Annotated in this window: 14 protein-coding genes; 4 read left to right on the top strand and 10 right to left on the bottom strand. The window is 42.4% G+C overall.

The window, feature by feature from the left end:
- Positions 1-88 precede the first annotated feature (88 nt).
- The 9 genes from IGJ05_RS13140 to zapA form a co-directional block, all read right to left on the bottom strand.
- Positions 89-1,342, bottom strand: a complete 1,254-nt coding sequence (locus tag IGJ05_RS13140; RefSeq protein ID WP_005228656.1) for an ABC transporter permease — start codon at positions 1,340-1,342, stop codon at positions 89-91.
- Entirely contained in the window at positions 1,335-2,234 is a 900-nt protein-coding gene (locus IGJ05_RS13135) for an ABC transporter ATP-binding protein (RefSeq protein WP_005228654.1), read from the bottom strand. The genes IGJ05_RS13140 and IGJ05_RS13135 overlap by 8 nt, the downstream gene beginning before the upstream one ends.
- Before the next feature lie 17 nt (positions 2,235-2,251).
- Entirely contained in the window at positions 2,252-2,932 is a 681-nt protein-coding gene (locus IGJ05_RS13130) for a DUF2812 domain-containing protein (RefSeq protein WP_266166992.1), read from the bottom strand.
- Positions 2,919-3,245: a PadR family transcriptional regulator gene (locus IGJ05_RS13125; protein WP_015510192.1), complete on the bottom strand. Its 327-nt coding sequence runs from the start codon at positions 3,243-3,245 to the stop codon at positions 2,919-2,921. Before IGJ05_RS13125 ends, IGJ05_RS13130 begins: the two co-directional genes overlap by 14 nt.
- A gap of 121 nt (positions 3,246-3,366) precedes the next feature.
- A complete protein-coding gene (locus IGJ05_RS13120; RefSeq protein WP_438725277.1) occupies positions 3,367-5,601 on the bottom strand; it encodes a L,D-transpeptidase in 2,235 nt (744 codons plus the stop codon).
- Positions 5,602-5,780: 179 nt separating this feature from the next.
- On the bottom strand, positions 5,781-6,095 hold the full coding sequence (gene trxA / locus IGJ05_RS13115) for a thioredoxin (RefSeq protein ID WP_005228645.1): 315 nt from the start codon (positions 6,093-6,095) through the stop codon (positions 5,781-5,783).
- Between the two features lie 96 nt (positions 6,096-6,191).
- Positions 6,192-8,555, bottom strand: a complete 2,364-nt coding sequence (locus IGJ05_RS13110; protein WP_266166990.1) for an endonuclease MutS2 — start codon at positions 8,553-8,555, stop codon at positions 6,192-6,194.
- A 78-nt stretch (positions 8,556-8,633) separates the two neighbouring features.
- Positions 8,634-9,188 (bottom strand): CvpA family protein, encoded by a 555-nt coding sequence (locus IGJ05_RS13105; protein ID WP_005228642.1) that lies wholly within the window; start codon positions 9,186-9,188, stop codon positions 8,634-8,636.
- Between the two features lie 23 nt (positions 9,189-9,211).
- Positions 9,212-9,652, bottom strand: coding sequence for a cell division protein ZapA (zapA, locus tag IGJ05_RS13100; protein ID WP_005228634.1), 441 nt, complete (start codon positions 9,650-9,652; stop codon positions 9,212-9,214).
- 215 nt (positions 9,653-9,867) lie between these two features.
- Between zapA and rnhC the strand changes: the two genes are divergently transcribed.
- A complete protein-coding gene (gene rnhC, locus IGJ05_RS13095; protein WP_005228632.1) occupies positions 9,868-10,794 on the top strand; it encodes a ribonuclease HIII in 927 nt (308 codons plus the stop codon).
- Between the two features lie 89 nt (positions 10,795-10,883).
- Here the strand turns inward: rnhC and IGJ05_RS13090 are convergent, their stop codons facing one another.
- Positions 10,884-11,864, bottom strand: coding sequence for an ROK family protein (locus IGJ05_RS13090; protein ID WP_016608796.1), 981 nt, complete (start codon positions 11,862-11,864; stop codon positions 10,884-10,886).
- 159 nt (positions 11,865-12,023) lie between these two features.
- Here IGJ05_RS13090 and IGJ05_RS13085 point away from each other — a divergent pair, with 159 nt between their 5' ends.
- From IGJ05_RS13085 to IGJ05_RS13075, 3 genes are read left to right on the top strand one after another with little or no spacing between them, the layout of a single operon-like run.
- A complete protein-coding gene (locus IGJ05_RS13085; protein ID WP_015510196.1) occupies positions 12,024-12,416 on the top strand; it encodes a VOC family protein in 393 nt (130 codons plus the stop codon).
- A 13-nt stretch (positions 12,417-12,429) separates the two neighbouring features.
- Positions 12,430-13,071, top strand: a complete 642-nt coding sequence (locus tag IGJ05_RS13080; protein ID WP_016608797.1) for a sugar O-acetyltransferase — start codon at positions 12,430-12,432, stop codon at positions 13,069-13,071.
- 19 nt (positions 13,072-13,090) lie between these two features.
- Complete coding sequence (locus IGJ05_RS13075) at positions 13,091-13,927, top strand: histidinol-phosphatase HisJ family protein (RefSeq protein WP_156235407.1); 837 nt, start codon at positions 13,091-13,093, stop codon at positions 13,925-13,927.
- Positions 13,928-13,943: the final 16 nt, after the last annotated feature.

The following is a 13,943-nucleotide window of genomic DNA, read 5'->3' as shown; positions in this document are numbered from 1 at the left end:
GTTTTTTTGTTTCGTACGCTACGCGAACGAAACTGACTAAAGTCAATAATAAAAAACGCCCGATCACGAAAAGGATCGGGCGTTTTGCTTATTTTTCGTTTTTCATTAACACTAGTGATTGTTTCAACGTTGCTAAAATGCCATTGTCGTTATAGATCAAGACATTTGATTTGTACATTTTTGCAGAAACCAGCATCAGGACAATTGTGGTAACAGCAAGGATCCCTACTGAAATCAATGCACCGCCGATACCCACTGTATCATTAGCAAGCCGTACTGGCATAATGAAGGAAGATAAAAATGGTACATAGGAAGTTACTCGCAAGACCACGTTATGAGGATCCATACCGCCTAGCACGATTCCAAGCATATACCCGCCTAATGAAAGATACGTTACTGGAATGATGGCTTTCGCCGTATCTTCTGCTTTGTTCACTAACGACCCGCAAAGGGCTGACAAGACCGAGTAGATCAAAATTCCTAAGAAGACGAAAACGATCGCAAACACCAGGAAGGGACCAAAAATGCCATCTGTCGAAAAGTTTGCCAACAAGTCTTTTACCATTGGGTTATCCTTGATCCAGAAATAGCTCCCGCCAAAAATCGCAACATAAGCAACTAGCTGGGTCGCTGCAACCATGATTACACCCGTCAATTTGGCATAGTAATGGATTTGCGCCCGTGTACTAGACAAAATGACTTCCATGATGCGTGTGCCTTTTTCAGAAGCGATCTCTTGTGCAATGATCTGTGCGTAAGTAATGATAAAGAAAAAGAGGATGATTGTTGCGATCATACTTACTAGTGATTGCATCGCGGTATTGTCTTCCCCATAAGTCATTTCGCCATCTTCACCGAAGGAAACTTTTTGACGATCGAGCGGTGCGACTTCACTAAGGACTGCCACTTGCTCAGCAGTCAAGCCAAGCTCACTAGCTCTATAGGAAGACTGCAACCCCGTCAATAACTGTTGGATCGTCAGCTCTAAAGCTTGCCCCATCGAGGACTCGCTTAATAATTCCCCTTGCAGCGTATCCCCAGAAGCAGTAATAAGTAACAAAGCATCAGCATCTTTGTCTGCCATCTGTTGCTGCCCTTGTTCTTCGCTGTCAACAATTTCAAATTCAAAATCATCGCCGCTTTGGTCCACAAAGGTCTGTGCAATGGCTGGTTCATTCGCATAAACGGCAATTTTGTCGACACTGTTCATACCATCAGCAAAATAACCAATGAGATAAAATGCCCCCGTTGCAATAAATGGCACGAGAATCATAATCAAAAACGAAATTGATTTGATATTTTTTTTATAAACATCTAATGCGATTACCCAAAACTTACTCATTTATTTTTCCCGCCTTCCGCTTAAAGATTTCTTCTAACGTTGGCGGTTGTTGATTGAACATAGGGATATAACCATCCGCCGTTGCTAAATCAAATAAGGTTTTTCCTACTGCAGGATCAGCGATCGTAATATCATAGCTGCCATCTTCTCTGGCAAGAACTTCCTCGACACCTGCCACTGCCAAGAGCTGTTCTTTCGTCAAGTTGGATTCTAAATAGACTTTCGTCCGCCCAAAGGATTCACGAATTTCATGAACTTTTCCGTTTAAGACGGTTTGACCATCCCGCAGCATAATCAAGTGATCGCAGATTTTTTCCACATTATCCATATTATGACTGGAGAAAATGACACATGAGCCATTTTTTTTCAGTTCAATGATCCCATTTTTCAACAGTTCTGCATTGACGGGGTCTAACCCACTAAATGGCTCATCTAAAATCACCAATTTTGGTTCATGGATCAACGTTGAGATCAGCTGAACTTTTTGCTGATTTCCTTTTGATAGCGATTTGACTTTATCGGTTTTCTTGCCTTTGACTTTAAATTTGTCCATCCAATAGTCGATTTTTGGTACGATGTCTTCTTTCTTCTTGCCTCGTAACCGCGCGAAATAGATCAATTGATCTTCAATCGTTACTTTTGGAAACAAGCCGCGTTCTTCTGGCAGATAGCCGATAATATTGTATTCTTTTTCACTAATTTTATGGCCATCCCACAATACTTCCCCTTGATCGGCTTTCAAGAAATCCAAGATCAATCGGAATGTCGTCGTTTTACCAGCACCATTTTGACCAATCAAGCCCATGATCTGTCCATCATTGATGGTAAAGGACAATTGATCGACTGCTGTATAATCGCCAAATGTTTTTACTAATTGTTTTGCTTCTAACACATGCTCACCTTCCCTATCTAATAAAATATATCACTAAAGAAAAAGCCGATAACGGCGCCAATGATCGCTCCGACAAACATCAAGATGACGGTATCGCGGATCACTCGTTGACGCTTCGCCAGTTTCTCTGGTTCATTGTAATAACTTGCTCGATTTTTATATAAGAATTTCATCAGGATCGTGGTCAATCCTACCCCAATCGGGATAAACACCAGCCCCGTAATCAATCCTAGTCCAAAGGACCAAAATGGATTTGTGCGAATATTGAAATAACGGATTAGAAAATAAATTGCTGCTAATATCACTAAACTGATCACCGAAAGTAGAATCGATTTTTTCATTAAATACCGTGTTTCATTATCGATCCGTTCTTGATAGCTTTCTTGGTCACTGAAAATCGCTGGTGTGTCAGGAGACGCTTTAAAATAAAAATAGCGATCTTTATAATTGCTGATATAAGTCCAGCCTCCTGCTTGATACATCGCTAAGTAATCAACGATCTCAGAGGGCTCTCCTTCGAAAAAGTCTACTGCATATTTGGTCATTTCTGGGTCTCCTTTGATAAACTTCAAAAACCCTAACCGATTCATCTTCACAAAGTGCCACCCTAACGACGCTTGTTTTTGCAGACGAACCATTTCCTTTTCTGGGTAATAGGCTACACCAAGTGAAAGAAGGTATTTCTTATTGATGCCCATCTTGCTCTCCCCCTAACGCTTCGAAAACCTGTTCTCCGATTTGATAAAATAATTTGCGCCGTTGAATATCTTTCTCCAGAACTTGTCTTCCTTCTGGTGTAATCTGATAGATTTTTTTTCGGTCAACGCTCTCCTCTAAATCGATCCACCCCTTTTTCGTCAGCTTCTTTAAAATCGTATACATCGTTGCGGGACCAATCTCAAACGTCCCTTGGCTCAGCTCATGGATCTGTTTCATGATGAGATACCCATGTTTCGGCTTTAAAAGCGCTAATAAAATCAAATAGGTTGAATCTGTCAATGCCTCATCCATTTGATTCCTCCGTCCCACTAGCTATATCACTCAATGATATATTATCGAATGATATAACCAGCGTCAATCTTTTTTTGAAAATTAAAAGCCGTCTCCACTAGGGGAAACGACTTTTTGAACATTAGTTAGCAATTTTGACAGGCGTATTATAAGGGATGTTATAGTAAAACCATTTGGCATCTGGGACTGCTAAACGAATGCAGCCATGAGAAGCCCGAGTGCCTAATTTTCGTCCTTCAACAGAACTAAAAGCATTAGTGGACCAAGCAATGCTCGTTGGGATCGTGTGGAATAAATAGACGCCGTGATCTTTAAAGGAACGGTAGTAAGCGGCTCCTGAAAAAGCTAAGCCTTTTTCTGCTTGGATACGGAAATTCCCTAAAGGTGTTGGCGTATTGAAGGCACCGGTCGAGCAAAGCATCGTATAAATCACTTTATTTCCTGATTTGATGTAGACCCGCTGTTTGCTGATAGATACTTCAATGTTTAAGTTTTTAACGTTTAATGAAGGATATTTCCCACCTGTAGTATACATCCAAAAGTTGCTATTTACATTTGTGGTTTGATTTTCCTTGACCCAACCGATTCGACCAGCTGGCGAAACGAGATACAAGTAATTGCCATCACTCGTTTTTGCTAGTTTGGTCGCTTGTGCCATATAGCCTTTGTAGGCACTCTTTTTCCCAAGTTTGGCACTATTGGGATCGGCTTTTTCAAAGAAATTGCCATCCCCATTCTTGACGACCACGTAGCGGCTAATGTTGCTTTGAGAAGTGATCGTATGGGCATTGGTCACCCCACTTGCATTGATGTAGCCTAACCATTTGTTGTTGAGATAGAGGGAGTAGTAGGTGGAGCCATTGAAATGTTGATACTTCCCAGTAACTTGGATATTCTTGTTCATGTAATTCGCACTACTGCCTTTTTTCTTCGCAAAAGCTAAATCTTGCCATAAGGTATAATTCTTACTTTTTAGGCGGACTGTGCGTTTTTCACTTTGCCAAGTGCCCCCCTGATTGTTGGCAACTGTTGCTGCATTGGCATTTAAGTAGCCGATCCACTTGCCATTCGCATCATAAAGGGACAAGTAGACACCGCCATTGACATGGTTGTATCTTCCTTTGGCAAGATAGGTTTTTCCCGCTAATTTCGTGGTAGTGTTTTTCTTACTCGACCAGCGAAAATTGCCCCAAATCGTGTAATTTTTCTTGGTCAATGTCACATATTTCCCGTAGGACTGATAGGCGCCTTGCGCATCAGTCGTTAATTTGACACCCGAGGCATTGATATAGCCTAGCCATTTGTTGTTATTTGTATAAAGAGAATAGTATGTCGACCCATTCAAGTGGCGATATTTCCCAGTAACTTTGACTGTTTTTCCATTTAGAGAGGCTGTCATTCCTTTTTTCGCTGTCCAATGAAAATTTTGCCATAGCGTATAATTTCCGCTGATGATCGTGGCATACTTTGATTCAGACTGCCATACACCCCCAGGTGATGTCGCTAACTTAACGCCGGTGGCTTTTATCCAACCGATGAGAACATTTTTATTTGAATACAATGCGTAATAGATCACGTTATCATTCGTCGTGAATACTTCTTTGATTTCAAAGGTTTGACCAGCAATGCTTGAAGAAGTACTCGTTTTTTTATCTAAAAACACATCTTGCCAAAGCGGTTCTTTCGCACTTGTAACGGTTGTATATTTTTTCTCGGTTTTGAAGGTTCCGCTGGCAACTTTCACTGCTGCTTCTGCTACGACACCGACAACCTTTTGATCGTCACGAATTTCAAGATAGGTCCGCTTATCGGCACCTTGATACCGTTTGACACTAAGGTATACCTTGCCAGCTAATTCATTAATCGTTCCTTGCTCGATCAATTGATCCTTCTCAAAACGGTAAAGGATGTTTTGCGTTTCAGGATTGGCTGCTGCAACCGGATTGATTTTTACATATTGGTTTTTATCTGCAATTGATTCAACATCAATGATCCCTAGGTCTGGTTCTTCAGAAGATTCTTCTGTCGATTGAGTAGATGAATCTTGTGTGGTCTCGGTCTGACTGGTCTCAGTTGCAGCCGTGCTATTACTTGACGTTGTTTCTGATGAAGAGGTAGACGTTGATGAAGACTCAGTTGCCGTGCTTGACTCTGTACTCTCTGTGCTTGCCTCTTGAGATGATGCTGCGCTCGCTTCTGAAAAACTTTCTGACGTCGTCTCTTGTGCAGTAACAGACGCTGCTGTCGGATCCCCTTCATTTGCTGCATAAACTTGTGTGATCGTTCCTGCGATGGGTGCGACCAATACCCCAACAATCGCAACGCCTTGAAGCAACCCACGTTTCAACTTTTTCATTTTTATTCCCCCTTTAATCCTATTTTGGTATCACTTTCTTACTATATTAACAAGATATTTTTTAGTGCCACTCCTCACTTTAAGTATACCACTGCCTAATAGAAAATTTGAAAAAAACGTCCCCAAAATAAAAAAAGCAATAGCCACTTTCGGCTATTGCTTCAAAAACGTTTCTTCTATTACATATGTTCCGCAACTAAAGCTTTCAATTGATCTTTTGTATGCACCCCAATTGCTTTATCAACGACTTGGCCGTCTTTTTTCAACAACAAAGTTGGAATAGACATGATCCCGAATGAAGCTGGTGTTTCAGGATTTTCATCCACATCCATTTTCACGATCTTCAATTCGTCTTCCTCATATTCATTCGCTAATTGTTCCAAGATCGGCGCTTGCATCCGACATGGACCACACCAAGTTGCCCAAAAATCAATAAGGACTAAGCCTTTATCGGTTTCTTCTGAAAAAGTTTTATCAGTAATTTCTTTTGCCATCGTACTTCCCCTCCATTTTTAAAACTAAAAAAAGTATACCACGTATCGGAAGTTTTTTAAAATCGTCTGCTTACAAAAGGTAAGGGTTCTTAAAGGTTAGTTAAACTTCACAATGGTCGCCCCATTGCCCCCTTGATTTGCTGGCGCAAATTCAAAACTTTTCACCGAGCGATGATTTTTCAAATAATCGGTAATCCCTTGACGCAGCGCACCGGTTCCTTTTCCGTGGACGATCGTCACTTGCGGATAGCCTGCCAAAATCGCTGCATCTAAATACTGATCCACTTCATTGAGGGCTTCTTCGTACCGCTTGCCGCGTAAATCCAACTGATTGACCACTGGACTGCTGTCAGCAGAACGAATCGTATTGACGATACGCTGTGTAGGCTCCTTCACTGGCGCTGCTGGTTGGAGATCTGTTTCTGGCAAATTCATTTTCAAAATACCGATTTGGACTTGCCATTGATTTTTGCCTGCTTTTTTCAATAAGACCCCGCGCTGCCCATAAGATGTTACAAGCACTTCGTCTCCTTCTTTAAGCGTCTTGGCTGCTTTGGCTTTTTGCAGAACCTTGTTTTTTTGCAGATGTTCTTCTTGTTGCAGTCCTGATAACTTGGTGCGCGCGTCGATCAGCTCGTGTTCTTTGACCTTCGTTTGACCGCCGGCTAACTGCATTTTACGAATATCGGCAATGATTTTTTCAGATTCTTCTTTGGCTCCTTCAACGATTTGATTGGCTTTTTGCCGAGCTTTCGCCAATTCTTTTTCACGTTCTTCAAAGAAATAACTATAGGCTGCTTCTAGCTCTTGGTGCAAGCGGGCCGCTTCTTTTACATGATGACGGACTTCAAGATACTCGGTTTCCGTCATTTTTCTTCGATTTTCTAAATCAGCGATCATTTCATTCAGGTCTTGGCTTTCTCCATCCATGATCTCTTTGGCTTGATCAATGATCGTATCTGGCAAGCCAAGTCTTTTCGAAATCTCAAACGCATTGCTTCGTCCTGGAACCCCGATCAACAAGCGATAGGTCGGACTTAAGGTATCAACATCAAATTCCATAGAGGCATTGATCGTATTGGATCGGTTATAGCCATAAACCTTCAATTCAGGATAATGGGTCGTCGCCATGACATAAGCCGACTTAGCCCCAAGTTCGTCCAAAATCGCAATCGCTAGTGCCGCCCCTTCTTGAGGATCGGTTCCTGCGCCTAATTCATCAAAGAGAACTAAGCTTGTCTCGTCGACTTTTTTCAACACTTCAACGATCGTTGTCATATGAGAAGAAAAGGTCGATAGACTTTGCTCAATGGATTGTTCATCCCCAATGTCCGCAAAAATCTCATTGAAGACACCCATTTGGCTTTCTTCTTCTGCCAGAATTGGTAAACCAGCTTGGCCCATGATCTGCAATAGCCCTAATGTTTTTAAGGTGATGGTTTTCCCACCGGTATTCGGCCCAGTAATGACAACGGCTTGATAGTCTTTTCCAATCGTAATATCGTTAGGAACGACTTTTTCTTGATCGATCAATGGATGACGTGCTTGCTTAAAAAAGACATGGTTGTCTTGATTGATCGCTGGTACGATTGCCTTCATCTCTTTTCCAAAACGAGCCTTGGCATTCATGAAATCCATGATCCCGATCACATACGCATTATGGAGAATCTCTCTTTGATATGGGGCTAACTCTGCTGACAATTCTGCTAGAATACGTGTAATTTCATCCCGTTCCGCAATTTGATGCTGGCGCAAACGGTTATTTTGTTCCACTACTTGTTTCGGTTCGATAAACAAGGTTTGACCAGAGGAACTTTGGTCGTGGACTACCCCGCCGAAAACACCTCGGTACTCTTGTTTGACTGGAATCACATAACGCTCATTTCGCATGGTTACGATCGTATCACTTAGATACTTTGCATTGCCACCTCGGACGATGCCATCCAATGTCTCGCGAATCGTCCGTTCTGCTCGTCGGATCGATTGGCGAATTCCACGTAGTGCTGGAGAGGCATCATCTGTGACTCGGCCATCCTCATCGATAGCTTCTTTCAAGCGTCGATTCAAGGTTGGCAAAGACACCAACTGTTCTTCCCAGTGATACAAGCGGGAAAATTCAATCTCGCTTTCAGACAAATCAGCAAAAAAGCGTTTCAATTCCTGCGTAGTTGATAAGACACGGGCAACTTGTGCCAACTCAATGCCGTTTAAATCGGCGCCAATTTCGATCCGTTTCATTTGGGGACGAATATTCTCAATCTTTGGTACAGGGATTCCGCCTCTTAAACGTTGGATCTTGATCGCGTCTTCTGTTTCTGCTAGCCAAGAGGAAATGACTTGCGCATCACTTGATGGCGCAAGCTTTGCTAAGGCTTCTTTTCCTTGGGCTGTTACAATATACTGACCGATTTGACTCTTTACTTGTTCAAATCCTAAAACATCAAGGATCTTAGTATTCATTCTTTTCTCACCTGCTTTGTTTTAACTTTTTGTTCCTAAGAAAAAGGCAGAATGGCTCTGCAACCATCTGCCTGCTTTTTACCCAATCACATCTGTGATCCACAATCGATAGAAGTAATCTGAGAGAATCGGCGACCGATCAACGATGAAATTCGCAGTTCCGCTCGTTTCAAACAGATTTTGAATCGTGGCAAACGGGATCATTGAGAGAATCATGAAAAACATGTACAAATTGATATACATCAAGATAACATTCAAAACACCCGCAACTGCCCAATCATAACCACCTAAAAAACGTAGGCGTTTGTAACGCAAACTGTCTGCAAAAATCACCACTAGTTTTGTGATCAGCCATCCAGCAAAGAGCACCATCACAAAAGCGATGGCTGCATAATAGGCTTTGTCTAAATCTAAAGCCAGTTCCATATCGTAGTATTTTAACTTTGAGTCCGCCGTTACTGACATATAAGGAACATAGAGCTCAATTTTCTTCGCAATTTCTTGGTAATTTGCTACTGCAAAGAAAAAAGAGATCAAATAGCCCAAAACTGAGACCAATTGTAAACTGGTTCCGCGCCGTGCGCCGCCGTAAAAGGCTGCCAACAACAAAACCAAGACAAATAATCCAATCATTTAGGTATCCTTTCTACGCCGCACTACCCATGGGCTGTCTTTTCTTGAATTTTTCGTTTCCTTTGTTCATTTAAGATCTGTTGTGCTTCCACATGATTATGGATCTCCACATCACTGCGACCTGTCTCATCGAGAACTTTCCGTGCTTCGGATTCAATCGCTTCGATCCGCTTAATGCGATTCTCAAGCTCCGTTGCTTTAATGGCTTGTCCTCGCAGCTCGTCCACCTTTTTTTGTAGGACCAAAAGCTGTTCTTGTTTTTTCAGCTGGTCGGAAACAGCGTTGATCGCTAATAAGATCGACGCTTGTTCTTGATCGGTTTGTGGCGATAATTGCATGATCTCAAGCAGTTGGTCATTGACCAATCTTGTCACCATATCCATGTGTTCTTTGCTTTCGCGTCCAATAATCGTGTAACTTTGATTCGCGATAACTGCTTTATAACGTTTCTTTTGCTCCGTCATAGGAATATTTCCTCCCATTGCTTACATTCTGCTCTATTCTATCACTTATTGAACATGTGTCGCAAACTCTTAACTATTATACGTGATTTTCTTATGAATTTCCATGCCAATCGTTTGTTTGCTGATCGTCTTAGTAAAAAAGAATAAGAAGTATGGTAAAATCTTAAAGTATCCTTTTGTCTACCTAAAAAAGACAAAAAATCAGGAGGAATCAAATGAGTACGATCGTTATCAAAGTACCAACTTCAACTATCCAAAAGATGCAGCAATTTTACCAACGAGATTTGCTAGCTAAGAAAGTTCCTTATACAGTGTTTGTCGCCAAAAAAGGGCCAACGACGATCACTGCTTATACGTCAGGAAAAGTCATGTTCCAAGGAGCGACTGCTGAAAAAGAAGCTTCCTTATGGGGCGATACGGCAAGTGCTGTACCAGATAAGAAAAAAGCGACTGTTTCCTCCACTGCGTTGCCAGCAGGATTTAGCGAAAAAAGCGTCGTCGGCAGTGACGAGGTCGGTAATGGCAGTTATTTCGGTCCTTTGGTGGTCTGTGCCGTCTATGCAAAAAAAGAGCAATTACCACAGCTGAAAGCTTTAGGAGTCAAGGACTCAAAAATGCTGACAGATCCAGAGATCCGTAAGATGGCGCCGAAAATCAAAGAATTGGTTCCTTACCAATTGCTCACCGTCACGCCCAGCAAATACAACGAGATCCAACCAAAATACAACACAGTCCGAATGAAAGTTGCTTTGCATAATCAAGCCATTCGTTTGCTTTTGCAAAAGATTGCTCCTGAGACACCAGATGCCATTTTGATCGATCAGTTCACGAGCGAAAAAAATTATCGCACCTATTTAAAGTCGGAACAAGTAGCGGTCACTGAAAAGCTCTATTTTGCGACGAAAGGTGAACAATATCATTTAGCAGTAGCGGCAGCCTCTATTTTATGTCGTACAGTCTTTTTGGATGAATTAGATGCAGCCTCTAAAGAAGTCGGTTTGCGCTTGCCTTCTGGCGCCCACGCAGCTGCTGATCAAGTTGCAGCAAAATTACTGCAGCAAGGTGGCATAGCACTATTAGGCCAATATGCCAAACTGCATTTTGCGAATACCGAAAAAGCACAGAAACTCGCCAAGCTGTGAGTTCTCGTATTTTCAAAAAAACTGCCGCTACTTCTGAATAAAGGAAGCAGCGGCAGTTTTTGTCCTCAGTACCAGTTGAATGCTGGGAATCAAAGCCCTAAGCCAGCTGCTTCGATTCCCATCGTGATCAACCCAGCCAAATAATTTTCTGAAAACCGATCGGAAAAGTGTAATTTTGGCAAGACGCCATATTGAAACACTGCTGCCAGCTGCTTTTCCAAAAAGGAGCGCGACACGAGCGCCTGCCATTCAGAGGGCAAAAACAAAATGACTTGATGCGGGTCCGTCACTGCCACGATCGCTTGAAGAGTGGCAGTCACTTGTTCTGGGATCGCCTCTGTTGCCAAAGGGTAAGAAGCCGTGTAGAGATGCGGCAAATGCTTGATTTCGCCACTTAAATGGTTGGCTCCTTTAAAGAGCTGTTGGTCGATGACCAGTCCCGCACCTGGCGGATAATTTTTCGGAAAATAAATGCCAGCCACGATTTTTTTCTCTTCTTTGAAATGAAATACCGCAGCATTCACGTCATTCTCAATAAGCGTTTTTACAGCGATCTCCTTTTCAATCAATTCCCCTAGCGCCATGTCCTTAAATGCTGGAGCATCCATGATCTTCAGTCTTCCAGCAATTTCCACACCAGGAATTCCCACGACTGCCAAGCTGATTTTCGGGTATTCCTGTTTTATCTGACGAATTACTTGCAAGAACTGCGGCAATCGGCCCTCTGCTGACTGCTCATGATGCAAAATGTTCCCGACGAGATCGACGACTGAAAAACGAATCACGATCTGCTGGTCTTCTTCGATAAACTGAATGATCAACAACAGTGTCCGTTGCGCATTGTACTGGTAAGCCGCAGCTTGACGTCCTCCCGTTCGTTGCGGTTGATCCGTCGTCAAAAGCAACTGCTTTTCAATCAATTCAGGAAGCAGCTTGTTGATCGTTACCACGCTTAATTGAGAGGCATCTGCCAGTTGGCGCTTGGTCATAGGCGCTTGCTGCTGTTTTAGCAAATCCAGCAATACTGCCTGATTATGTAATTTAATGGTCGTTGGCTGATAAGCTTTCATTTTTCTCCCCCTCAACGCTCCTATTTTAACAGATAAAAAGCTGGGAATATACCTTTATTAATTTTGTTAACAAAGGTATAATAGAAGCAACTTATTAAACAAAGTTTACTAAGTTCAAAAAAAAACGATCTATGTTGCTTATTAAAGGAGTTGTCGATAATGAAAATTGAACACATCGCACTATATGTCAATGATTTGGAAAAAATGAGGACATTTTATGAAACCTACTTTCAGGCGGTCAGCAACCCAAAATACCATAATCCGAAAACAGGCTTTCAGTCCTATTTTTTGACCTTTGATTCTGGAAGTCGGTTAGAATTAACGACCAAGAAATTTTTAAGCCCTCGTATCAGCGAAAGCTTAGGCTACACTCACCTTGCGATTGCAGTTGGTGATCAAGCTGACGTCGATCGATACGCTCAACGGTTTGTTGAAGATGGCTACCCTCTTTTAAATGGTCCTCGTACAACAGGCGATGGCTATTATGAAGCAGTTGTCCAAGACCCCGAAGGCAATTTGATTGAATTAACCACCGACGATTTACCATCTTAGAAAGGATTTTGCAATGAAAGAAGACTTTGATTATCAAGCGATGTTGGCTGGTCAATTGTATCAAGCTGCTGGCATTCTCCCTGAGAATGGTTCAGCGGAGGGAAAAAAACGTGCCCAGGAAATCAACCACTTACCAGTCGATGACCGAGAACGAATCATCGCCAAAGAAAAAGCACTCTTTGGCAAATTTGGGCAGCATTGCTTTGTCCAACCACCCCTTTATGTTGATTATGGTCGCCATGTTGAGATTGGTGATCACTTTTATGCCAATATGGATTGCATTTTTTTAGATGTCAATAAGATTCTGATTGGTGATCATGTGATGGTGGGACCACGGGTCAGCTTCTATACCGCCGGTCATCCAATCGATTCTGTGGTCCGCAGTCAAGATTTGGAATTTGGCCTACCGATCACCGTCGAAGATTACGTTTGGATCGGGGGCAATAGTACGATTTTACCAGGTGTCACGATCGGCAAACATGCCATCGTCGCTGCTGGTTCCGTCGTCACAAAAGATGTGCCGCCGAATACGATCGTCGGCGGCAATCCAGCCCGTGTGATCCGTGAGATTCAGCCGGCTGACAAAGAACATTGGGAAACTGCCGCCCAGCTCTATCATCAAAAACGAGCAGACTGGCAGAAGCAGCAAAAATAACGAAACAAAAGGAGACGCCATGATTTTTACAGACTATCACGTCCATAGTGATTACAGCGATGATTCTTGGTATTTGATGGAAGATGTAGTCAAAGACGCCATTAAACTAGGCTTAGCAGAAATCTGCTTTACCGATCATGTGGATTATGGAGTCAAAGAAGACTGGCAAGCGACGGATACGTACCTCGTCGGGGCCAATAAAGTTGTAAAAAATGTCTACTACGACTTGTATTTTAACGAACTGGCACGCTTAAAGGAAACATACAGTGACCAAATCAAGCTAAAAACTGGGCTGGAATTTGGGATACAAATGCACACGATCCCACAATTTACCCGTCTTTATCATTCGCATCCCTTTGACTTCATTTTACTTTCCGTTCATCAGGTAGACGATCAAGAATTTTGGACTGGAGAATTTCAAAAAGGACGCAGCCAACAGGAATGCTACGAGCGCTATTATGATGAAATGTATCAGCTAGTCACGACATATAAAGAGTATTCCGTCTTAGCCCATATGGATTTGATTCGTCGTTATTTAGATAAAGAGAAGGACGCTTTTGAACAAACGAAAGAACAAATAGCAGAGATCTTGAAAGTCGTGATCAAAAATGGCAAAGGCATTGAACTGAATACCTCTTCCCACCGTTACGGAATCAACGGGTATACGCCATCGATCGAGATCCTCAAGCTTTATCGTGACTTGGGGGGAAGCGTGATAACCATCGGCAGCGACAGTCATAAACCAGAGCAGCTCGGGTTTCAAATCAAAGAGGGACAAGATCTTTTACGGTCATTAGGATTTACTAAGCTCTGTACGTTTGAACAGATGCAGCCGATTTTTCATCGTTTTGCTTAACCTGCACAAAAGCTCC

The organism is Enterococcus sp. AZ167 (assembly GCF_051714025.1).
Lineage (GTDB): Bacteria > Bacillota > Bacilli > Lactobacillales > Enterococcaceae > Enterococcus_D > Enterococcus_D casseliflavus.
Note: the sequence above shows the minus strand (reverse complement) of the source record. Positions and strands in the feature narration are given on the sequence as shown.